Origin of the sequence: Streptomyces doebereineriae, assembly GCF_031845645.1 — a bacterium.
In the GTDB taxonomy this organism is placed as follows: domain Bacteria; phylum Actinomycetota; class Actinomycetes; order Streptomycetales; family Streptomycetaceae; genus Streptomyces; species Streptomyces canus.
Window position 1 is genome coordinate 1 of sequence record NZ_JAVREZ010000031.1, and the last position, 22,660, is coordinate 22,660.

At 70.6% G+C, this 22,660-nt stretch carries 17 protein-coding genes; 4 read left to right on the top strand and 13 right to left on the bottom strand.

Translation table 11 applies throughout. The annotated features are described in order from the left end of the window. Nucleotides 1-362 precede the first annotated feature (362 nt). On the bottom strand, nt 363-1,370 hold the full coding sequence (locus RNB18_RS47210; protein ID WP_311720358.1) for a stage II sporulation protein M: 1,008 nt from the start codon (nt 1,368-1,370) through the stop codon (nt 363-365). A 130-nt stretch (nt 1,371-1,500) separates the two neighbouring features. Here RNB18_RS47210 and RNB18_RS47215 point away from each other — a divergent pair, with 130 nt between their 5' ends. Then, nucleotides 1,501-2,457, top strand: a complete 957-nt coding sequence (locus RNB18_RS47215) for an RDD family protein (RefSeq protein WP_311720359.1) — start codon at nt 1,501-1,503, stop codon at nt 2,455-2,457. 69 nt (nt 2,458-2,526) lie between these two features. On the opposite strand, the gene RNB18_RS47220 is transcribed toward RNB18_RS47215, so the two are convergent. Next, nucleotides 2,527-3,156 carry a hypothetical protein gene (locus tag RNB18_RS47220; RefSeq protein ID WP_311720360.1) on the bottom strand — a complete coding sequence of 210 codons (630 nt, stop codon included), beginning with the start codon at nt 3,154-3,156 and terminating at the stop codon, nt 2,527-2,529. Between the two features lie 131 nt (nt 3,157-3,287). Beyond that, nucleotides 3,288-4,745 (bottom strand): adenosylhomocysteinase, encoded by a 1,458-nt coding sequence (gene ahcY / locus RNB18_RS47225; RefSeq protein WP_311720361.1) that lies wholly within the window; start codon nt 4,743-4,745, stop codon nt 3,288-3,290. A 491-nt stretch (nt 4,746-5,236) separates the two neighbouring features. Between ahcY and RNB18_RS47230 the strand changes: the two genes are divergently transcribed. Continuing rightward, entirely contained in the window at nt 5,237-7,387 is a 2,151-nt protein-coding gene (locus RNB18_RS47230) for a fructose-specific PTS transporter subunit EIIC (protein WP_311720362.1), read from the top strand. 88 nt (nt 7,388-7,475) lie between these two features. Here RNB18_RS47230 and RNB18_RS47235 read toward each other — a convergent pair whose 3' ends face one another. The 7 genes from RNB18_RS47235 to RNB18_RS47265 form a co-directional block, all read right to left on the bottom strand. Then, a complete protein-coding gene (locus RNB18_RS47235; RefSeq protein ID WP_311720363.1) occupies nt 7,476-8,459 on the bottom strand; it encodes a cation diffusion facilitator family transporter in 984 nt (327 codons plus the stop codon). Nucleotides 8,460-8,603: 144 nt separating this feature from the next. After that, nucleotides 8,604-9,755: a mannose-6-phosphate isomerase, class I gene (gene manA / locus RNB18_RS47240; RefSeq protein ID WP_311720364.1), complete on the bottom strand. Its 1,152-nt coding sequence runs from the start codon at nt 9,753-9,755 to the stop codon at nt 8,604-8,606. Nucleotides 9,756-9,800: 45 nt separating this feature from the next. Then, a complete protein-coding gene (locus RNB18_RS47245; RefSeq protein ID WP_311720365.1) occupies nt 9,801-10,928 on the bottom strand; it encodes an SIS domain-containing protein in 1,128 nt (375 codons plus the stop codon). A gap of 156 nt (nt 10,929-11,084) precedes the next feature. Next, nucleotides 11,085-11,255, bottom strand: coding sequence for a Trm112 family protein (locus tag RNB18_RS47250; protein ID WP_007382472.1), 171 nt, complete (start codon nt 11,253-11,255; stop codon nt 11,085-11,087). A gap of 155 nt (nt 11,256-11,410) precedes the next feature. Beyond that, the gene (locus RNB18_RS47255) at nt 11,411-12,778 is read right to left on the bottom strand and encodes a phosphomannomutase/phosphoglucomutase (RefSeq protein WP_311720366.1); all 1,368 of its coding nucleotides are present in this window, start codon (nt 12,776-12,778) and stop codon (nt 11,411-11,413) included. 114 nt (nt 12,779-12,892) lie between these two features. Then, nucleotides 12,893-14,509: an L-lactate permease gene (locus RNB18_RS47260; protein ID WP_311720367.1), complete on the bottom strand. Its 1,617-nt coding sequence runs from the start codon at nt 14,507-14,509 to the stop codon at nt 12,893-12,895. Nucleotides 14,510-14,644: 135 nt separating this feature from the next. Beyond that, a complete protein-coding gene (locus RNB18_RS47265; protein WP_057611542.1) occupies nt 14,645-15,019 on the bottom strand; it encodes a DUF3499 domain-containing protein in 375 nt (124 codons plus the stop codon). A gap of 356 nt (nt 15,020-15,375) precedes the next feature. Here RNB18_RS47265 and RNB18_RS47270 point away from each other — a divergent pair, with 356 nt between their 5' ends. Next, the gene (locus RNB18_RS47270; RefSeq protein WP_079072306.1) at nt 15,376-15,819 is read left to right on the top strand and encodes a metallopeptidase family protein; all 444 of its coding nucleotides are present in this window, start codon (nt 15,376-15,378) and stop codon (nt 15,817-15,819) included. A gap of 22 nt (nt 15,820-15,841) precedes the next feature. Here the strand turns inward: RNB18_RS47270 and RNB18_RS47275 are convergent, their stop codons facing one another. The 3 genes from RNB18_RS47275 to RNB18_RS47285 all read right to left on the bottom strand — a co-directional run bounded on the left by RNB18_RS47275 (nt 15,842) and on the right by RNB18_RS47285 (nt 21,432). Next, complete coding sequence (locus RNB18_RS47275; protein WP_311720368.1) at nt 15,842-17,332, bottom strand: DUF5719 family protein; 1,491 nt, start codon at nt 17,330-17,332, stop codon at nt 15,842-15,844. After that, nucleotides 17,329-20,985 (bottom strand): glycosyltransferase, encoded by a 3,657-nt coding sequence (locus RNB18_RS47280; protein WP_311720369.1) that lies wholly within the window; start codon nt 20,983-20,985, stop codon nt 17,329-17,331. Before RNB18_RS47280 ends, RNB18_RS47275 begins: the two co-directional genes overlap by 4 nt. 183 nt (nt 20,986-21,168) lie before the next feature. Then, a complete protein-coding gene (locus tag RNB18_RS47285; RefSeq protein WP_003990679.1) occupies nt 21,169-21,432 on the bottom strand; it encodes a WhiB family transcriptional regulator in 264 nt (87 codons plus the stop codon). A 701-nt stretch (nt 21,433-22,133) separates the two neighbouring features. On the opposite strand from RNB18_RS47285, the gene RNB18_RS47290 reads away from it, so the two are divergent. After that, on the top strand, nt 22,134-22,643 hold the full coding sequence (locus tag RNB18_RS47290; protein ID WP_311720370.1) for a cysteine dioxygenase: 510 nt from the start codon (nt 22,134-22,136) through the stop codon (nt 22,641-22,643). The last annotated feature ends 17 nt before the right edge of the window (nt 22,644-22,660 follow it).

Genomic DNA, 22,660 nt, shown 5'->3' on the forward strand with positions numbered 1-22,660 from the left:
ACTCACCCTCTCGGGCTTTCCTCCGGGCTTCCCTTCGGTCTTGCGTTTCCGACTCTATCAGACCGTTTCCGGTTCCGATTTCCTCGGTGCTTTCCAGGTTCCCGCTCTCGCGTTTCCCTTTCCGGCGTTCCCAACATTATCAGAACTTTCAGACCGGACTGACCGGCCATCTGTTTCCGAATTTCATCGGGAAGGGGCTTCTCTGAAATCAAGATTTCCAGAAGCAGACAGACACTCACTGCTACCGAGCGGGATGAACCCAGCTCCAGGCAACTGTTCGAATCTACCTCCCCACATGCTCCGTGTCAACGGCTCCTGTGGGGCGAAGGAGACAGTAGCAGCTCAGCAGGGTCCCCTGCACATCAGGCGGCGCTAGGGACAGTGGCGCTGCGTTCGGCAGCCTCGACGTCGCCCGTGTCACCCGCACGCGCCGCTCGCCCGCCCAGGACAAAGACGTAGGCGAGGAAGGTCAGCTCGGCGACGATCCCGATGGTTATGCGGGCCCAGGTGGGCAGACCCGAGGGGGTGACGAAGCCTTCTATGGCGCCGGAAACGAACAGGACCAGCGCGAGGCCTATCGCCATGCCCACGGCTGCTCGGCCCTCCTCCGCCAGTGCCGTGCGTCGGGAGCGAGGGCCGGGATCGATCAGGGTCCAGCCGAGACGCAGGCCTGTGCCGGCCGCGACGAAGACCGCCGTGAGTTCGAGGAGGCCGTGCGGGAGCACGAGGCCGAGGAAGGTGTCGAGACGGCCGACCGACGACATCAGGCCCATGCCGATTCCGAGGTTGAGCATGTTCTGGAACAGGATCCAGAGGACCGGGAGCCCCAGGAAGATCCCCAGGACCAGGCACATGGCGGCCGCCTGGGCGTTGTTCGTCCAGACCTGGGCGGCGAAGGATGCCGCGGGATGGCTCGAGTAGTACGTCTCGTACTGGCCGCCCGGGCGGGTGAGCTCGCGCAGTTCACTGGGGGCCGCGATGGATGACTGGACCTCGGGGTGGGTGCCGATCCACCAGCCCAGGAGGGCTGCCACGACGGTGGACAGCAGCGCGGTGGGCACCCACCAGTGCCGCGATCGATAGACGGCGGCGGGGAAGCCGTAGGCGAGGAAGCGTGTGACATCGCGCCAGGAGGCGCGGCGGGTTCCTGTGACGGCACTACGCGCGCGTGCCACGAGTTGGCTGAGCCGGCCGGTGAGCTGCGGGTCGGGGGCGCTGGACTGGATCAGCGAGAGGTGAGTGGCGGTGCGCTGGTAGAGGGCGACGAGTTCGTCCGCTTCGGCGCCGTTGAGGCGGCGCTGGCGCCGGAGCAGGGCGTCGAGGCGGTCCCATTCGGCTCGGTGGGCGGTGACGAAGACGTCGAGGTCCATCGGTTTGCCTGCTCCTCGGCTGATCGTCGGCGGTCCGTCATGAGTGTCAGCTTGTCGTACTGCGACGCGATGCGCCCTCAGCTTGGCAGACTGGCCGTTGACCGGTCGGGTCAGGGGAAGGACAGCAGGCGTGAGTGAGCTCGTGACGGGCGAGGCGGTGGCGCTTGAGCTGCGCCCTGCGAGGCTGCCCAGCAGGGCGATGGCCATTGTGATCGATCTGATCGTGGCCATGGTCGTGTACATCGCCGTGACCGTCGCTCTGGTGGCCGCTTCCGCTTCTTTGGACGACGCGGCCCAGGTGGCGCTCTCGATCGCCGCGTTCCTGCTCGTACTGGTGGGCGGTCCGATCGCGGTCGAGACGCTCAGCCATGGGCGATCGCTGGGGAAGCTCGCTGTGGGGCTTCGCGTGGTCCGGGACGACGGAGGGCCCATCCGCTTCCGGCACGCGCTGGTGCGGGGCGCGATCGGTGTGATCGAGATTCTCATGACGTTCGGGGTCGTGGCCTGTATCGCCTCGCTCGTGTCGGCGCGGGGGCGTCGGCTCGGAGACGTGTTCGCGGGGACGCTGGTCGTGCGGGAGCGGATTCCGGTGGGGCCCAGCGGATTCCTGCCGCCGCCTCCGCCCTGGCTCGCCGGCCGGTTCTCCGGGCTCGACCTGTCGGCGGTTCCCGATGGCCTGTGGCTTGCCATCCGTCAGTACCTGACGCGGATGCACCAACTCGACCCGCAGGTCGGCTGGGCCATGGCGGAGCGGCTGGCGTCCGATCTCGCGGCACATACGGGAACTCCTGCGCCGCAGGACGTGCCGCCGGGCGCGTATCTGGCGGCGGTGGTGCAGGAACGGCAAGCCCGCGAGGCCCGGCGGGCCTACGGCAGCGGCACGACGGAAGCTGGGCCCTCTCCTGCGTCGAGGCCCGGCCCTGGGGTCGGGGTGCAGGGCGGTTACCCGTATCCGGGGGCGCAGCCCGCTGCTCCGTTGTCTCCACAGCCGCCTGCCTCCTACGGCGTCGAGGCGGCTCCGGAGGGGCCCGCGCCCGCCGTGCCGCCGGAGGGCAGGTCCGCGTCCGGGTTCGTTCCGCCGGCGTGATCCCGCGGGTCACCGGGCGCCGCTGATGTCAGGTGCGGGAGGGGACACCTGCTGAAGTCTGAGGTCGCTTCAGTCCAGCGGTGGTGCAGGGAACGTCGACGGCGGTGATTCGAGGTCCTCCAGCTCGATCCCGGGGGCCGCGAGGACCACGTCGCCGGCGATGTGCACGGTGTGCTGTTCGCCCGTGTCCAGGGCTGTGACCTGGTATTCGTCCACGGTCAGCGGGCCGTTGTCAGTGGCGTGTGTTTCTCTTTTCAGCAAGGTCCAGGACTGGTCCACGGTGCGCGGGGCGAGGACGGGGTCCGTGAAGGCCACGAGGCGTACGCGGGTTGCTGATGCGGAGGGAGTGAGGCGCAGGAGACGGGTGGTGGCGACGAGGAAAGCGGGAGATGCGCCGGTGAAGGCGTGTGCGGCGACATTGCCTTCTGTGGCGTGGGCCCCGGTGGGGTCTGTGCGGACCCAGGTGACGCCGTCGAGCGCGGCACCGCGCACCTGCCAGCTCGCGGCGTGCAGTTCGAGGCGGATGGGGCGGCCGAGTTCGTCGAGGGTGAGGTCGACCGAGCCGCTGTGATCGCCCGCGGGGGTGGTCAGTTGGGAGAAGTAGCGCCAACCGGACGGGCCGGGGGCGCACTGGAAGTGTTCTTCTGCGAGGGGGGTGTGATCGTGCGGATCGTGGAGCGAATAACGGCCGCGGGGCATGGGGGTCCTGGGTTCTGACGGGCTGTCCGGCCTGACGGTCACACGGCGAGGGTCACAAGGCCAAAGGGGCAGGCCCCCGACACGGGGGTGCGGGGGCCTGCCTCGGAGGGTCTGCTGCTGTGCCGTACGGCTCAGTAGCGGTAGTGGTCCGACTTGTACGGGCCGTCGACCTCGACGCCGATGTACGCCGCCTGCTCCGGGCGCAGCTGGGTCAGCTTCACGCCGAGCGCGTCCAGGTGGAGGCGGGCGACCTTCTCGTCGAGGTGCTTGGGCAGCACGTAGACGTCGGTCGGGTACTCGTCGGGCTTGGTGAACAGCTCGATCTGGGCCAGGGTCTGGTCCGCGAAGGAGTTGGACATCACGAACGACGGGTGGCCGGTGGCGTTGCCCAGGTTCAGCAGACGGCCCTCGGACAGCACGATGAGTACCTTGCCGTCGGGGAACTTCCAGGTGTGGACCTGCGGCTTGACCTCGTCCTTGACGATGCCGGGGATCTTGGCGAGACCGGCCATGTCGATCTCGTTGTCGAAGTGACCGATGTTGCCGACGATCGCCTGGTGCTTCATCTTGGCCATGTCCGAGGCCATGATGATGTCCTTGTTGCCCGTCGTGGTGACGAAGATGTCGGCCTTGTCGACGACCTCGTCGAGGGTCGTGACCTGGTAGCCGTCCATCGCAGCCTGCAGAGCGCAGATCGGGTCGATCTCGGTGACGATGACCCGGGCGCCCTGGCCGCGCAGGGACTCCGCGCAGCCCTTGCCCACGTCGCCGTAGCCCAGGACGACCGCGGTCTTGCCGCCGATGAGGACGTCGGTGGCGCGGTTGATGCCGTCGATCAGGGAGTGGCGGCAGCCGTACTTGTTGTCGAACTTCGACTTGGTGACGGCGTCGTTCACGTTGATCGCCGGGAACAGGAGGATCCCGTCGCGCTGCATCTCGTACAGGCGGTGAACGCCGGTCGTGGTCTCCTCGGTCACGCCGCGGATCTCAGAGGCCAGCTGGGTCCACTTCTGCGAGCCGTCCGTGATGGTGCGGTGCAGGAGTTCGAGGACGCAGCGGTGCTCGTCGGACTCGGCGGTGTCGACGGAGGGAACCTTGCCGGCCTTCTCGTACTCGACGCCCTTGTGGACGAGGAGGGTGGCGTCACCGCCGTCGTCCAGGATCATGTTCGGGCCGCCGGTGGGGGTGTTCGGCCAGGTCAGGGCCTGCTCCGTGCACCACCAGTACTCCTCCAGGGTCTCGCCCTTCCAGGCGAAGACCGGGACACCCTGGGGGTTGTCCACGGTGCCGTTCGGGCCGACGGCGATGGCGGCGGCCGCGTGGTCCTGGGTGGAGAAGATGTTGCAGGACGCCCAGCGGACCTCGGCGCCCAGGGCGACGAGGGTCTCGATGAGGACGGCGGTCTGCACGGTCATGTGCAGGGAGCCGGTGACGCGGGCGCCGGCGAGCGGCTGCGTCTCGGCGTACTCCTTGCGGATCGACATCAGGCCGGGCATCTCGTGCTCGGCGAGGGTGATCTCCTTGCGGCCGAACTCGGCCAGGGAGAGGTCGGCGACCTTGAAGTCCTGTCGGTTGTCGACAGTCGTCATGTGGTGCTGCTCCTCGGGTTTGGGGCGCGGAAGTACTGCTGGTCTGCGCGGCGGCGGACACAGGGGTGCCCGAAGAGGACACAGGCATGCCCGGTGCGCGCAGCGCAGTCCGTCGGAGGCCCTCTCTCCCTCGGCCAGTCCGCGTGCGAACCGCCCGACCGCCATCAGCAGCGACGTCTGGCTCCGTCCCAAGCTACACCGGTCGGCCGGGGCAACCCCAGTCCGCCTCCGCATACATCAGGCCGATCACGGGCGGCCGGCCCGGACGCCGGCGACGTGCCGCCAGTCGTCCTGACAGGGTGCCGTGACTGCGGCGACGACATGGCTCAGTACTGCGGAACGGGCGACAACAGACCAGGTCATCCGGGGACTTTTGCTTCTTGGGTGGTCTGGGCAGGTGAGGGGAGATGCGAAGAGATCGGAAGATCTGATCGATCCTGCGGGGCGTCCGGGACGGCGTTTCCGCGGTGCAAAGGCGTGAGGAGATCGACGTGACCAGTCCGGCCGGACCTCCCCCCACGGGCGGCGGCAGCGAGCAGAAGCGGTTGAAGCTGCTCGCGGTGACCGCGTGCCCGACCGGCATCGCCCACACATATATGGCCGCTGAGAAGCTCGCGCAGGCCGCCGCGAGCCGTGGCATCGACATGAAGGTGGAGACCCAGGGCTCTATCGGGGCTGAAAACGTCCTCGATGACAACGATGTCAGCAGTGCGGACGGCGTCATCATCGCCGCGGACAAGGACGTGGACCTGAGCCGTTTCGTGGGCAAGCGCGTTCTGACCGTGGGGGTGGCGGAAGGGATCCACCACCCCGAGCAGTTGATCGAACAGGTGCGGTCCGCGCCGGTGCACACGGCGGGCGCCACCCCGGCCGCATCGGCATCGGGCGGCGGCAAGGAGCGGAGCGTCGCGTACAAGGCGCTGATGAACGGGGTCAGTTACATGATCCCGTTCGTGGTGGTCGGCGGGCTGCTGATCGCGATCTCCCTCTCGCTCGGCGGTCACACCGACCCGTCCGGCGGCCTGGTCATCCCGAAGGACTCCTTCTGGATGGACGTCAACAACATCGGTGTCATCGGCTTCACGCTGATGGTGCCGATTCTGTCCGGATATATCGCCTACGCCATCGGGGACCGGCCCGCCCTCGTGCCCGGCATGATCGGTGGCTGGATCGCGAACACGGGTGACCTGTACGACTCGAAGGCGGGCGCCGGGTTCATCGGGGCGATCGTGACCGGGTTCCTCGCCGGGTATCTGGTGCTGTGGATCAAGAAGGTCAAGGTCCCGAAGTTCGTGCAGCCGATCATGCCGATCATCGTGATCCCCATCGTGGCGACCACGACGCTGGGGCTGTTCTTCATCTACGTCATCGGGAAGCCGATCTCCTGGGTGTTCGAGCACCTCACCGACTGGCTCAGCGGGATGACGGGCACGAGCGCGATCCTGCTGGGCGCGATTCTGGGGCTCATGATCGCGTTCGACATGGGCGGGCCGGTCAACAAGACGGCCTTCCTGTTCGGCACCGGGCTGATCGCGACCGGCAACCAGACGGTCATGGGCATGTGTGCGGCCGCGATCCCGGTCATGCCGCTCGGGCAGGGACTGGCGACGTTGATACGGAAGCGGCTCTACACCGAGCAGGAGCGGGAGACCGGTCTGGCCGCGCTGTTCATGGGCTGTTTCGGCATCTCCGAGGGTGCGATCCCGTTCGCGGCGGCGCGGCCCGCACAGGTGATTCCGGCCAACATGCTCGGCGGCGCGGTGGCCGGCGCGATCGCCGGTGTCGCCGGGGTCGAGGACGCGGTGCCGCACGGCGGGCCGATCGTGGCGGTGTTGGGCGCGGTGAGCGGGGTGCCGATGTTCTTCGTGGCCGTGTTGATCGGCACCGCGGTCACCGCGCTGACGACGGTCACGTTGGTCGACGTCAGCGAGCGGAGGCGCAAGGGTGCGGCGCCGGTGCCCGGACTGGGCGTGGTCGGGCCGCTCGAGCCCGCGCTGGTCGGGGTGGGCGCCGGTGCGGCGGCCGGTGGAGCCGCCGGTGCCGTGGTGGCTCAGCGGGTGGTGGCCTCGTCGAGCGCGCCCGCCGCGGAGGCGGTATCGACCGGGACGCCGAACGTCGGGGGCACCGGCGCCGACAAAACGGCCAACGCCGACGCTGGCACCAAAGCCGCCGCCGAAGCCGACGGTGAAGTCCTCTCCGGCTATCTCACCGAGCGGACCGTGAAGGTCGCCCTCGACGCCCGTGACAAAGAGGCCGCAATCCGGGAGATGGCCGAGCTGCTCGCCCGGACCGGCAAGGTGGCGGACTTGGACGAACTGGTCGCCACCGCCTTGCGGCGGGAGGAGCAGGGAACCACCGGGCTCGGGGAGGAGATCGCGATTCCGCACGCCAAGACGGATGCGGTGACCGGGCCTGTCGTCGGGTTCGCGCGGTCCGCAGAGGGTGTCGAGTGGGGTTCGCTGGACGGTACGAAGGCCAGGCTGATCTTCATGATCTCCGTGCCGGAGGCGGCCGCGGGCGATGAACACCTACGGATCCTGGCGCTGCTGTCGCGCAAGCTGATGGACCCCGGGTTCCGGGAGCGGCTCATGGCGGCGCCGGACGAGGGGGCGGTGCTGGAGGTGCTGAGCGAGGTCCGGTAGCTGCCGGAGCACCGAGAACCGACGGGCCCGCCGAGAAAGTCGGCGGGCCCCGTCTTGTACAGCACAAAATCCGTACCGCGGCAGAACCTCAGTGGCCGGGCGTCGGCTGCTGGGCCGGTCCCCCGGGGGTCGCCTCCCGGTCTGCGCCCTTGGCGGCCTCGGTCTCGCTGTAGATGTCCGGCTCCAGGTAGATGACGCGGGCGATCGGGACGGCCTCGCGGATGCGGGACTCGGCGGCGTTGATCGCGGAGGCGACCTCGGCGGCCGTGTCGTCGTGCTGGACGGCGATCTTGGCGGCGATGAGCAGTTCCTCGGGGCCGAGGTGGAGCGTGCGCATGTGGATGATGCCGGTGACGGTGTGGCCGTCGACGATGGCGGCCTCGATCTTCTGGACCGCCTCGATGCCGGCGGCCTCGCCGAGCAGCAGGGACTTGGTCTCCACCGCCAGGACGAGGGCGATCAGGATGAGCAGGATGCCGATGCAGAGGGTGCCGATGCCGTCCCAGACGCCGTCGCCGGTGAGCAGGGCCATGCCGACGCCGCCGAGGGCGAGGACCAGGCCGACCAGCGCGCCGAAGTCCTCCAGGAGGACGACCGGGAGCTCGGGCGCCTTGGCGCGACGCACGAACTCCTTCCAGGAGAGGTTGCCGCGCAGCGGGTTGGACTCCTTGATGGCCGTCCGGAAGGAGAAGCTCTCGGCGATGATCGCGAAGACGAGAACGCCCACCGGCCAGTACCAGTGCTCGATCTCGTGCGGGTGCTTGATCTTCTCGTAGCCCTCGTAGACGGCGAACATGCCGCCGACCGAGAAGAGGACGATGGAGACCAGGAAGGCGTAGATGTAGCGCTCGCGGCCGTACCCGAAGGGGTGTTGCGGGGTGGCCTCGCGCTGGGCCTTCTTGCCGCCGAGCAGCAGCAGGAACTGGTTTCCGGAGTCGGCGAGGGAGTGCACGCCCTCGGCGAGCATCGACGAGGAGCCGCTGAACGCGAACGCCACGAACTTCGATGCCGCGATCGCGAGGTTGGCGCCGAGTGCCGCCACGATCGCCTTGGTTCCGCCTGACGCGCTCATCTGCTCGCGTTGTCCCTTCGCCTCAAGTGCCTCTGTGCCCGTCCAGGCCTTTGCCCGTCCTTTGCCGGGGGCCATTCTTGCAGCCTCGCCCGGCACGGACGTCTCAGCCGTCCACAGGCCCGGTCATACGATCACATGTCACGGTCACACGATCACCGTTGCCCGGAAGACCGTGCCCGCGCCGGACACCTCGGCCTTCTCGCCCGCCGGCACGAACACCGACTGGCCGGGGCTCAGTTCGTGTTCCCCGGCTCGCACGGAACCTGCCGTGCAGAGCAGGATCTGCGGGGTCGGGCGGGTCAGGTCGTGGGTGGCGCCGCCTTCGGGAAGGACGTAGCGGGAGAGCCGGAACTCGTCGATGGGGGTCTCGTAGACCTCCTCGCCGTCGGGGGACGCCTCGGGGCGCAGGACGCCGGGGTCGGCGGCCTCGAAGCGGACGATGCGCAGGAGTTCGGGGACGTCGACGTGCTTGGGGGTCAGGCCGCAGCGCAGGACGTTGTCTGAGTTGGCCATGATCTCGACGCCGAGACCGCTCAGGTAGGCGTGCGGGATACCTGCGCCGAGGAACAGGGCCTCGCCGGGCTGGAGTCGGACGTGGTTGAGGAGCATCGCGGCGATGACACCCGGGTCGCCCGGGTAGTGATGGGCGATGTCGGCGTACGGGGCGTGGTCGCCGCCCAGGCGGGTGCAGGCGGCCGCGGCCTCGGTGACCGTGTGGGCCATCTCCGCGCGGTCGGCGGTCAGGACGGCCGTCAGGACCTCGCGCAGGGCCGCCTCCTCGGGGCGGGCGTGCAGGAGGTCGACGTACGGCTTGAGGGAGTCGACGCCGAGCGCGTCGAGCAGTTCGGCCGCGCGCGCGGGTTCGCGGAAGCCGCACAGGCCGTCGAACTCGGTGAGCGCGCAGATCAGTTCGGGCTTGTGGTTGGCGTCCTTGTAGTTGCGGTGGCCCGCGTCCACGGGGATGCCGCGGCGCTCCTCGTCGTCGTAACCCTCTTTCGCCTGGGCGAGGTCGGGGTGTACCTGGAGGGAGAGCGGGGCGCCCGCGGCGAGGATCTTGAGCAGGAAGGGCAGCCGGGGGCCGAACTTGGCGACGGCCTCGGCGCCGAGCTCCTTCGCCGGGTCTGTGGCGATGACCTCGACGAGCGTGCCCCGGCCGGTGCGTGAGGGGGCTCCCGGGTGGGCGCCCATCCACATCTCCGCCTGCGGTTCACCGGTCGGCCGGACGCCGAGGAGTTCGGGGATGGCGGTGGTGGAACCCCAGGCGTAGGGGCGGATGGTGTTGTCGAGGCGGTCCATCAGGCTCTTTCTGTGCGTACGGCGATCAGGGCGTCCTGGGCGACGTCAGGCCCCCGAGGCGAGCGCCAGGTAAACGGCGGCGAAATCCGTGACGGCGATCAGTTCCGCGAGGGTCTCGATCTCGCCGCCGGACTCCGGTTCCAGCTCGCTGATCGGCGTGTCGTGGCTGAGGGCCAGGTCACGGGCGGCCGGAGCGGCGCTGAGACCGCCGATCGGACGGTCGCGAAGGAGCACCACGCGCGCGTGCAGCGCGGGAGCTTCCTCGACGCGGTCGCGGAAGAAGTCGTCCGGGTCGGCGCTGGCGGCCAGCGGCCCGGCGAGCAGCGTGCTGTGCGCGGCGAGGGCCTCGGGCAGTTCGGAGACCACGGCGGGGCGGCCGGAGAGCTCGGCGAGGGCAGCGGCGAAACGGCGGCCCGCGGGCCCCGCGGAGGTGCCCTCGGTCCAGATCACCGGGAGCGCGTCGGCGAGTTCGGCGGCGAGGGTCTTGGCCGGGTTGCTGTAAGTCGCGATGGCGGGCCCGCAGCGCTCGGCGATGTGGTCAAGGCGGTCGGCGACCTTCTCGAGCGTGTCGGGCGGGGCGGTGAGCAGACCGGTGCGGTCGAGGATCGCGAGGAGCGGCGTGAGCAGGGCCCACAGGACGCCGGGGGCGGATGCGGTGAGGGGTGTGGCCTGCTCGTACGGGGCCGTGGCCATGGGCACGAACAGGCCGTGGGCGCCCTCGACCGCCTCGCTGAGCGGGGTACGGCCGGGCGCCACGGCGACGACCGTGCAGCCGCGTCGGTAGGCCTGGTCGGCGAGCAGGGACAGGCCCGGTTCGGCGCCGTCGGGAGTGGCGATCAGAAGCAGGTCGACCGAGCCCGCCCAGCCGGGAAGTTCCCAGCGCAGGGCACCCGCGGCGGGGGCAACTCCGGTGGGGGCGAGGCGGGTGACGGGGCTGCCGGCGCCGGCGAGTGTGCCGAGGAGGTCGGCCGCGCAGGTGGCGGCGGCACCTGGCCCTGCGATGAGGACGGCACGGGGGCGGCCATCGGGCTTGAGGTCGTTCACCCCCGCCTCGGCGGCATGGCGCGCTGCCGTGCGGACGCGGGCGCCTGCCTCTGCGGCGCCGCGGAGCAGGCCTCGGCGGTCGGCCTCCGAGAGTGCCTCGGGGGTGTCTAGCAGCGATTCGTCGAGCATGGGGCGGCAGCCTCCGATCGCCGGGTCTCCGGGGACGCCGGGTTGTCGCTTCGCCGGGTCGTCGGTCGCGCGGGTCCGGGACACCGGTGGTCGCTGTGTCGTTGTCGCTCTTGCGGCAACTGGGGCGCTGTCTCGCCTACGGCGGCAGCGGGGCGCTCACGCGGGGCGGCGGGCCTCGTCGACGAGGAGGACGGGGATGCCGTCGCGGACCGGGTACGCCAGGCCGCAGTCCTGGCCGGTGCAGATCAGCTCGGTGTCCTGCTCCTTGAGGGGGGCGTGACAGGCCGGGCAGGCGAGGATCTCCAGGAGGCCGGCTTCGAGCGGCATGGGGGTTCCCTTCGGGGGCGGTACGGCTGCATGTGCGGATGTGCCTGGTCAGGGTACCGCCGGGGAGAGGAGGGCGCCGGGGTTGGGGCGAGGTCGGCGGGTGGGGGTTGCCGTCGCGGTTTTCGCCCCCTGCACCCCCGGCAGCCAACGTCCCGTCAGGCTCTGATGATCGCCAGTACTTCGTCGCGTATCTTCGCCGTCGTCGCCTCGTCCCTCGCCTCCGCGTTGAGGCGCAGGAGGGGTTCCGTGTTGGAGGGGCGGACGTTGAACCACCAGTCGGGGGCGGTGACCGTGAGGCCGTCGAGTTCGTCGAGTTGTACGCCCTCCTGGCCCTCGTAGGCCGCCTTGATCGCGGCAAGCCGGTCCGTCTGGTCGGCGACGGTGGAGTTGATCTCGCCGGAGCCGACGTAACGGTCGTACTGGGCCACCAGGGACGAGAGCGGGCCGTCCTGTCCGCCCAGTGCGGCAAGGACGTGGAGGGCTGCCAGCATGCCCGTGTCCGCGTTCCAGAAGTCCTTGAAGTAGTAGTGCGCCGAGTGTTCGCCGCCGAAGATCGCGCCGGTCCTCGCCATCTCGGCCTTGATGAAGGAGTGGCCCACGCGCGTGCGTACCGGTGTGCCGCCGTTCTCCCTGACGACCTCCGGGACCGACCAGGACGTGATCAGGTTGTGGATGACCGTGCCCTTGCCGCCGTGCCTGGCGAGCTCGCGGGAGGCCACCAGGGCGGTGATGGCGGACGGGGAGACCGGGTTTCCTCGCTCGTCGACGACGAAGCAGCGGTCTGCGTCACCGTCGAAGGCGATGCCGAGGTCGGCCCCCTCCTCGCGGACCCGCTTCTGGAGGTCGACGATGTTCGCCGGGTCGAGGGGGTTGGCCTCGTGGTTCGGGAACGTGCCGTCCAGTTCGAAGTACATCGGGACGACGTCCAGGGGCAGGCCCGCGAACACCGTCGGGACAGTGTGCCCGCCCATGCCGTTGCCCGCGTCCACGACGACCTTCAGGGGGCGGATGGAGGTCAGGTCGACGAGGGAGCGCAGGTGGGCCGCGTAGTCGTCCAGCGTGTCCCGCTGCGTGATCGTGCCGGTCCCGGCGGCGGCTTCCGGGGCGCCCGCCTCGCTCCACCGCTCGACCAGTTCGCGGATCTCGGCGAGGCCGGTGTCCTGGCCGACCGGGGCCGCGCCCGCCCGGGACATCTTGATGCCGTTGTACTGGGCGGGGTTGTGGGAGGCCGTGAACATCGCGCCCGGCAGGTTCAGCGCGCCGGAGGCGTAGTACAGCTGGTCGGTCGAGCACAGGCCGATCTCGGTGACGTCCACGCCGCGGGCGGCCGCTCCGCGGGCGAAGGCCCGCGACAACCCCGGGGACGTGGGGCGCATGTCGTGGCCGGTCACGATCGCGCTCGCCCCGGTCACCTGGACAAAGGCGGCACCGAAAAGCTCGGCCAGCGTCTCGTCCCACTGGTCGGGAACGACTCCGCGCACGTCGTACGCCTTCACGAGCTGTGACAGATCAGCCACGGCCAACCCTTCTGAAAGTCCTGTCGGTCACCACAAACTACCCGTGGCCACTGACAGTGGGATGTGCGGGAGCTGAGTGGACTCCGAGCCCTTACCTGAGGTCAGACGGCGTCGGGGTGGTCAGGGCAGCATCCAGCCCAGCACCGGTGAGCTCTGTCCGACCACGATCAGGCACATCACCAGCAGCAGTCCGAGGCTCCAGGGCAGCACCTTGCGCAGCAGGTCCCCCTCGCGGCCCGCGAGCCCGACGGCCGCGCAGGCGATGGTGAGGTTCTGTGGCGAGATCATCTTGCCGAGCACCCCGCCCGAGCTGTTGGCGGCGGCCAGCAGCTCCGGGGAGAGCCCGGACTCCCGCGCGGCGGTCACCTGCAATGCCCCGAACAGCGCGTTGGCCGAGGTGTCAGAACCGGAGACGGCCACTCCGAACCAGCCGAGTACCGGCGACAGGAAGGCCAGTCCGGCACCCGCGGCCGCCACGAAGTGGCCGATGGTTGCGGCCTGTCCGGAGAGGTTCATGACATACGCGAGCGCCAGCACGGACGTCACGGTCAGGATCGCGAACCTCAACTCATGGACGGTCGCCGCCCATTCACGGACCGCCACGCGCGCGTGCACGCCGAGCACGAGGGCCGTCAGGATCCCAGCGAGCAGCACGAGAGTGCCGCCGGTGGAGACGATCGGCCAGGTGAAGAGGTTGCCGCCGACCGGATCCCCGTCGGGATTCAGGACGTTGAGGAAGGGCCAGTCGTACGTCCGGGTCGCCTTCGCCAGCCAGTCCTTGACGGCCGGGATCTGCGCGACGGAGAAGATCACGACGATCAGCGCGTACGGGGCGTAGGCGCGCAGGACTTCACCGCGCGTGTCCGTCTCGTCGAGGTCCTCGCTGCGCGCGCCGGTCAGCACGGACGCACGTACGGACTCGTCGGCCGGTACGCGCGCGTGCGGTACGGCGACCAGGGCGCCCGCTCCGGCCAAGGCGGCCCCGATGTCGGCGAGTTGCGCGGAGACGTAGTTGGAGGCCGCGAACTGGGCGACGGCGAAGGCGATTCCGCAGACCAGGGCGGGCACCCAGGTCTCGCGCAGCCCCCGTCTGCCGTCGACCAGGAAGACCAGCACCAGGGGCACCACGAGGGCCAGCAAAGGCGTCTGACGACCCACCACGGACGCCACGCCGTCCAACGGCAGCCCGGTGACCTGCGCGAGTGTCACGACCGGTGTGCCCATCGCGCCGAAGGCCACCGGGGCGGTGTTGGCGACCAGCGCGACAACCGCGGCGCGCACCGGGTCGAAGCCGAGGGCGACGAGCATGACCGAGCAGATCGCGACCGGTGCGCCGAACCCGGCGAGTGCCTCCAGGAGCGCGCCGAAGCAGAAGGCGACGACAAGGGCCTGGATGCGCGGGTCGTCGGACAGCCTTCCGAAGGAGCGGCGCAGGATGTCGAAGTGCCGGGTGCGGACGGTCATCCGGTACACCCACAGGGCGTTGACGACGATCCACAGGATGGGGAAGAGGCCGAAGGCGGCTCCCTGTGCGGCGCTGGAGACGGTCTGGCCCAGCGGCATGCCGTAGGCGAGCCAGGCGACCAGAGCGGCCGCCAGGAGGCCTGTGAGGCCTGCCAGGTGCGCCTTCATGCGGACGCCGCCGAGCAGGACCAGGACGATCACCAGGGGAAGGGCCGCGACGAGGGCGGACAGCCCGAGCGAGTCGGCGACGGGTTCGAGTTCCTGGACGTACACGGGCGCCTCCCCGATTCCGTCATGCGGAAAGCGATTTCTCACTTCGACTTACGGAATGGTCGTGTCCGCGCCAAGTCACGTCAATGGGTGTGCGTCACCGAGCGGAAAGCGCGCCGAACGCACCCAGAAGACGGGTCAGTTGTCGGGAGAGCGCAGGACCCGCAGATGGCCGCGGCGCGCGACCTCCATCGGGTCGGCCGCGCGCGCTCCGCCGCCGGCTTGGCCGGCACGCTCCTGCGGACGGGCCGCTTCGCGCACGGCGTTGGCAAGCGCTTCCAGGTCGTCCCCGCTGGGCCGGGCCGGGGCCGAGGCGTCGAGGAGCCTGACGACCTCCCAGCCGCGCGGGGCGGTGAGGCGCTCGGAGTGCTCGGCGCACAGGTCGTAGCAGTGGGGTTCGGCGTAGGTGGCGAGCGGGCCGAGGACCGCGGTCGAGTCGGCGTAGACGTACGTCAGCGTCGCGACGGCGGGGCGGCCGCAAGCGGTGCGCGAACAGCGACGTACAGGGCTCACGACGTTGGACGGTACCGCACTCTTGAACGGGCCGCGACGACTCTCCCCCAGGTCACCCCACCGTGTCGTGTTGTGAAACGCCCCACACGGCACTCCCGTCCCACCGCGGTGACCTGCACGGACAACCGCTTTCGAGGGGCCGAACACACCTGAAACCGATCACCAGTTGGTACAAACCATGTCAATTGCCTTGAGATCGACGGTCTCGGAGAGATACGGATTCGAGCCCAACCTTGGCTGGAATGGTCAACTGCCGACATGCCGTACGAGGTGGCCGTACGTCGTTTCGGGCCGCGTCCGGGGTACCGCGTGGGCGGCGGGCGCGCGAGTGCGGTGAGGATTACCCTTCACCAGTGATGGACAACCCTGTACCGCCCCGCGCCACCGGCCCCGGGCCCCGCCGCCGTGATCGCCACGGCCGGGGCATGCGCGGCCCGATCGCCCCGCCGCAGGTGCCCCTCGCCGCTAGTCGAGCCGAGGCGTTCGCGGACCTGGTGCAGGACTCCGTGGAGCGCCTGGAGCGGCGCTGGCCGCAGCTCGCCGAGATCGATTTCCTGGTCCTGGAGGTGCCTCGGCTGGACGGACAGTCCTGGAACGACGAGGCGGTGCCGCTCGGCGGGACGATTCCGGCGCGTGAGGGACGCCCCGCGCGCGTGGTCGTCTACCGGCGGCCGGTGGAGATCCGCACCAAGGGGCGCGACGAGCGGGCGGCGCTGGTGCACGAGATCGTCGTGGAGCAGGTGGCCGAGCTGCTGGGGCTCACTCCGGAGACGGTGGATCCGCGGTACGGCGAGGACTGAACCGCCCGCGGATCGCCCCGGGCTACTTCTGCAGCACCGACAGGTCCTGGTCCGCCTCCGGCACCGCCACCATGCCCCGGTCGTCCGGGAGGGCCTGGATGGTGAAGCCCGGCACTCCGTCCGCGGTGGCCGCCAAGGTGCGGGCGCCGTAGACCGGGCCTCCCGAGACATGCTCGACCGTGAGGGCGTACGTGCCCTTGAGGCCGGTCGGGGTGGGGGCTTCCACATTCTCGGTGGTGCCCGCCTTGAGGGTGAACGTCTTCGTCACCGCCTCACCGCCCTCGCTGCCCGCCGAGGCCGTGACCTTGACGGTGGCCGCCCGGCTGGGGGCGGTCAGCGAGAGCGTGGTGCCCTTGGCCCTGTTGTCGGCGACCGTCGCGCGTGTGCCGACCGGACGCGTGGCCGGGATGAAGGCCGTCTCCTGGTCGTCGCCCTTGCCGCGGACGACCCTCAGGGCGGCGACCACCGGCACGGATGCGTCGGTGGGGGTCAGGACCAGCGAACCGGCCTCCCCGCGTGTGACGTCGCCGAGGTCGGCGGAGGTGGTCATGCCCGCCTTCACGTGCAGTGTCTCGTTCCCGGCGGGGGTGATCAGGCCGGAGGGGGACGCGAGCTGCACCTTCAGGTCGGCGTCGGAGTCGCTGGGCGTGAAGGCGACCAGGCGCACGGCGGTGGCGTCCTTCGGGATACCGGGCAGCACCAGGCTGCCGGACGGGTCCGTCGACGCGGCCAGCCAGTCACCGCCGAGCTTGTCGTCCAGCGCCTGCACGGCCGCGCCCACGCGCCCGCTGCGGACGTTCACATGGACGGTGAGGTTCTCCTGCTTCTCCTCGGTGAGCGTGGACAGCAGGATCGGGTCGCTGGAGTGCGGCGCGACCGTGATGCCCTCCCCCAGCGTGGAGTCCAGGGCACCGTCCTTGCCGTAGAGCTCGATGTCGACGACGGCGGCGGAGTCGTCGGGGTTGGTCAGATGGACGTAGTCGGTGCGGTCGGAGGCCGTGCTCGCGCCCGGGAACCAGAACTCGGTGTCGGGGGCGGAACAGTTGACGCCCTGCAGCCCGCGTCCGGAGCCCGCGGCGACCTCCGTGGTCTCCTGGACGGTCCAGCCGGGCGCGAACTTGCCCTCGGCGGTGCCGACGAGTGCCGGCGCGTCGCCGCCGGAGGTGTCGCCGGTGGCGGGCTTGCCGGGCTCCTCGGGTTCGAGGACCGGCTTGCCGGCCTTCTTGCCGGCCTTCTTGCCCGCGCTCTTGCCGTCCGACTTCGCGGTGGCCGCCTGCAGTTCGGCCTTGCCGCCGCCGTCCGCGTCCTTCGTGACAGGCGTGAAGGACGTGTACGACGTCTCCGCGATGTCGGAGGTGCTGGGCGCCGGGCACAGCAGACTGGTGCGCTCCACGGGCAGCTCTGCGGCCGTCCCGGCGGTGCCGGCGGCCTGCGGTGAGCTGAGCGTGGCGAACCCGGTGACGGCGGCGAGCGCGGCGGTGCCGGCGATGAGGGACACGGTGGTGCGGTTCACTGCTGACTCCCGTCGGGGCGCTCACTGCCGGTGTCGTCCGGGTGCTGCTGCGCCGGGTCGTACGCGGGGTCGTAGCCCTGGTCGTACTGCTGCTCGTACTGGCCGCCGTACGTCTGGTCGTACGACGCCTGCTGGTTCTGGCCGCCGTAGGCGTACGGGTCGTACTGGCCGCCCTGGTAGGGGTCCGCCTGGTACGGCTGCTGGTCGTAGCCGCCCGCCGGGTACTGCTGGGCCGTGTCCTGGTACTGCTCGCCGCCGTAGGTGCCGTACTCGGCGTTCGCGTAGGTCGGGGCGTCCCAGTCGCCGTAGGACTGCTGGTGCGGGACCGCGGCGGGGGCCTCCTGCGGAAGAGGGGGGAGGTCCTCGGGGCGCGCGGCCTCCTCGGCCTGGGCGCGCAGACGGCGGGCGCGGCGGCCCTCGCCCGCCACTGCCTGGGCGGGGACCGACGGCTCCTCGGGAAGGTCGTCGTCGACGTCGCGGCGGCGGCCGGGCAGGGCCATGACCACGAGGACGACGGCGAGGAAGCCCTGGATCCACAGCCACAGGGTGTGGGTGAAGGGATCGTCGAAGGTGACGTCCAGCCTGCCGCCGGAGGCGGGCAGTTCGAAGCCCTGGGCCCAGCCGTCGACGGTGGTGCGGGTCAGCGGCCTGCCGTCCAGGGTGGCGGTCCAGCCCTCGTCGGCGGTGTCGGCGAGGCGCAGGATCCTGCCGTCGGCGCCGGACGGGACCGTGGTGTGGATGTCCACGGGGCCCGCGGCCACCGGCTGCGCGGTACCGGCACCGGACTTGGCGACAATGGTGGCGCGCGCGACCTCCTGGTCGACCCGCCACAGTCCGCTGCCGTCCTGCTGGCTGAGCCGGGTCAGGCCGGGCGTGGCGTCCAGCACGCGCGTGACCTCGCGGGGCGCGCCCTTGTGGACGAGGACGTAGCGCACGGCGAAGCCGCCGAGCTGGTTCGCCTGGTCGGCACCGGAGCCGGCGACGAGGTTGGCGACGACCTTGTCCAGCTTGTCGTTCTCGCCGTCGGCCGCGGCGAGTTCGGCGTCGCCGAGGCGGGCGCCGGAGCCGCGCACCAGCATGTAGCCGACGTGCGCCGCGGAGTCGCTGTCGAGGACGAGGGTGCGGGCCTGGTCGCGGGTGCCGCTCTCCTCGGCGACGAACGCGGGCACCTGTACGGGGTCGCGGCGCTCCAGCGGTCCGTCGGCGCCGCCGATCATCCAGCCCGCGGCGACGAGCAGCGGGCCCGCGGCGGAGGCGAAGGCGATCAGGGCGGCGACCGGCTGGCGCCAGCCGAAGCTCTGCTCGGCCACGCGTGCGCGTGCCCCGTCGGCGCCGAGCATGGCGGCGGCCAGCAGGGCGAGGCCGTAGACGAGGGTGGCGGGACCCGCCCAGGTCGAGTCGTTGGACAGGACCGCGAAGACGAGGCCCACCAGGGCCACAGCCCAGGCCGTCCAGATGCCGAACTGCCGCTCGGTGCGCAGCAGGGCGGCCAGGGCAGCCAGCACCACACCGATGAGCATCAGCCCGTCGACCGTGCCGGGGCCACCCGGACTCGCGCCGAGCAGGTCGAGGGCGGAGGCGGCCGAGGAGCCGTACTCGAGACCCGCCTGCTCGAAGAAGCCGAACGGGAGCAGCGTCAGCGACCAGGGGGCGAGGACCAGCAGGGGGGTTCCGAACTGGGCCAGGAAGCGCAGGCCGTAGGCGGTGATGTCGGTGCGGCGCACGACCAGCAGGCCGATGCCGAGGAGCAGCGCGATCGGCCAGATGATCGGCGTGAACGCGGTGGTGATCGTGAGCAGGAGCGCGAACGCCCAGGTGGCGCGCCAACTGCCACGCGTGCCAGCGGTGTTCGTCAGGCCGCCGGCCACGACGCCCGCGCGCGCGATGAGCGGCAGCAGGACGGCGAGAACGGCGGTGCCGACGCGGCCGCCGGCGAGGGCGCCGGTGGCGGCGGGCAGGAAGGCGTAGACGACGGCCCCCCATGCGCGCAGGAGGCGGGACTCGACGAGCGGGCGGGAGGCGAAGTAGGCCGTGAAGCCGGCCAGCGGCACCGAGCAGACCAGCAGGACCGTCAGTGCGAGGCCGGTCGAGCCGAACAGTACGGAGGACAGCGCGGCGATGATCGCCAGATACGGCGGCGCCGACGGGGTGCCGCCGGCGCCCACCGCGTGCCACGCGTCCGCGTAACGAGACCACAGCTCGCTCGCGTCGGCCGGGGCGGGCAGCAAGGCGCCGCCCGCGAGCGCGCCGCCTCCCAGAAGGTTGCGGCAGGCGACCAGGGCGACGAGGAGCAGCGCCAGGAAGAGCACCGGTCCCGGCTTGCGGGCGACGCGCTTGAGGCGGGCGAACTGTTCGATCTCCAGGAAGTCCGCGTCGTCGCCGCCGGGCCCGGACTCGATGCCGCCGCCATGGCGTCCGGCCGCGGAGGCCTCGGCGTCGGAGCCGCCGAAGAAGTTGCCCGCGATTTGTTCCACGGTGGCCCGGACGGTCGCGCCGGGCGGCGGGAACAGCTGCCTGAGCTCGTCCTTGTCGACGACCGGCGTGCCTCGCTTGCTCCGCCCGGCGATGATCCGCTCGGGCCGCAGCAGGGTGCCCAGGAGGCCGCGGATCTCGTCGAGGGCCTGTCCGGGGACCTTGCCGACGAGGTAGGCGACCGTCCGCAGCAGGGTGCCCAGGACCAGGCGCACGAGCACCCAGGGCAGCGCGGCCGTACGCGTGTTGACGAGCAGGGTGTAGACGGCTCCGGCCTTGTCGACCTTGTGCGGGGACGCGGTGGTGCGGCCCGCGCAGTCGACGGTACGGCGCTCCCGGGAGGCCGCCTCGGCGTGGCGTACGACGGCTTCGGGGGCGATGAGGACGCGGTGGCCGGCGGCCTGGGCGCGCCAGCACAGGTCGACGTCGTCACGCATGAGGGGCAGGCGCCGGTCGAAGCCACCCAGCTGCTCGAAGAGGTCGCGGCGGATCAGCATGCCCGCGGTGGACACGGACAGCACGGACCGGACGTGGTCGTGCTGGCCCTGGTCCTGTTCGCGGCGGTCCAGGCCCGTCCAGCGGCGGCCGGAGTGGGCGATGGAGACGCCGACCTCCAGAAGCTGCCGTTTGTCGTACCAGCCGCGGAGCTTGGGGCCCACGACGGCGACGTCGTCCCTGCCGAGCTCCAGTTCGTTCTCCACGACGCGCAGCAGCTGGGCCAGGGCGTCGGGCTCGGGGGCGCAGTCGTCGTGCAGCAGCCAGAGCCACTGGACCGGTTCGCCGTGCGGCAGCTCCGGCAGGTCGTAGGCGTCGTCGCGCCACGTGCGCGTGACCGGGTCCCAGCCGCTGGGCCGCTTCAGATACGGCAGCTCGTCCGGCGTCAGGACGGGAGCGGTGCGGGCGGCCTCCTCGACGGCCTGGCCGAAGCCGGTGCGCCGGGCGAGGTGCAGCACCCGGTCGGCCCCGAGGACATCGGTCACCAGCTGCGCGGAGTCGTCCGCGCTGCCGGTGTCGGCGGCCATGGCGAACTGCACGGGACGCTCCTGGCCGAGCAGCCCGGCGAGCGCGTCGGGCAGCCAGCGGGCGCCGTCGTGGGAGACGAGCACCGCGGTCACCACATGACGCGGGAACTCAGGAGTGGCAGCGTGGTCTTGGGCTGCCGTGTGGCTGTGCACGGACATCGAGGTACGGGCCCCGGTTCGGTGGACTGCGGTGGGCGCCTGTGCCCTGAGGGGGCGGCGAGGCGTCTCGGACGAGCGCCCACACTATCGGCTGGGCAAGACGGCGGCCCGCCGCCTGTGGATAACCCACGCGCGACGGGCCGTTCGGTTGCGTACGAAAAGTGCTGCGAAGCGTGCCTCGTGTCAGACGGCGGCCTTCTTCAGCCTGCGGCGTTCGCGTTCCGACAGGCCGCCCCAGATACCGAAGCGCTCGTCGTTGGCGAGGGCGTATTCGAGGCACTCGGAGCGGACCTCGCAGGACAGGCAGACCTTCTTGGCCTCGCGGGTGGAGCCGCCCTTCTCGGGAAAGAAGGACTCGGGGTCGGTCTGGGCGCACAGCGCGCGCTCCTGCCAGCCGAGTTCCTCGTCCGCGTCGTCGACCAGCAGTTGCTGCACCAGCTCGGTCATGTGCGCCCCTCGTCTGTCTTCGCGTCCCCGTGTGACGGCCGTTACCGATTTCGGCTGAACGACACGAGTGAAATTACAAGTGTGCTGCTCCGGGCGAGTCAAGCCGAGATCTGCTATTGAGCCCCTTATTCACTCTGCGGAACCAAGGCCTTGCAGAAAGTGTTCAAATCGGCATAAACCTTGACAAGCAGACGAGACCCGAGAGGGGTGCCGAGCCGCGCCGGCCCTTTCGGACCTGTACGGGGAAGGACGCCCATCAGTTCGAACTCGTTCCGTGTGCGCCCGTGCAGGTCGTGCGAAGTCGCGGCCCGTGCGCCCGGTTGTGCGCCATGTGTCCCGGTAGACGCGTGAACAAACCTTTCATCAGGGAGTTGGACCGGATGAGGTGAAACATGTCCCACTTCCGGGGTGTCGAGTTGACAGTGAACGTGTGACCCGGTGTCCTTGTGGGCATGCTCGCGAACTTGGCACTCACCTCGACCCGCACGGCGGGGTCCCACGGTGCTGCCCGCGCTCGCTGTAGCTGTTGTTGCTGTTCCAGCTGTTGAGCCCAACGCGCTCCGGCTGCTCCTGAGTCCACCGTGACTCGGCTGCTTGTTCCCCGCCCGCACCAGGGCATTCCTGTCTTCCCGTGACCCGGGCGGACGGTACGCGACACCCAGCCAGCCCCCACACTCTTCGCCGAGGACCCATCGCACCCCATGAACAGCGACAACGACCTCCAGATCGCCGGCGACCTCCTCGAGGTCCCGCACCTCCTCCAGGCCCCCCGCGAGCACCCGGCCACCGTCGCCGACTTCGTCGGCCTGGCACGCTCCATCGCCGCCGACCGTTCGCAGTGGGCGCACCTCGTCCAGTACGACGCGACGAGCCGCTGGTACCACCGGCTGCGTACCGGACCCGGCTACGAGGTGTGGCTGCTGTCCTGGGTCCCCGGTCAGGGCAGCGGGCTGCACGACCACGGCCGCTCCTCCGGGGTCCTCACCGTCCTGGAGGGCACGCTGACCGAGCGCACCGAGCGGGGCACGCGCGCGCTGGGGGCGGGGGCACAGCGGGTGTTCGCGCCGGGGTACGTGCACGAAGTCGTCAACGACGCGCTGGAGCCGGCGGTGACTCTGCACGTCTACTACCCGGGGCTGACCGAGATGCCGATGTACACCGCCTGCACCGCCCGCGAGACCCACGACGAGGTGGACGTCGTAACCGCGTGACGCGTTGTCGTACCCGC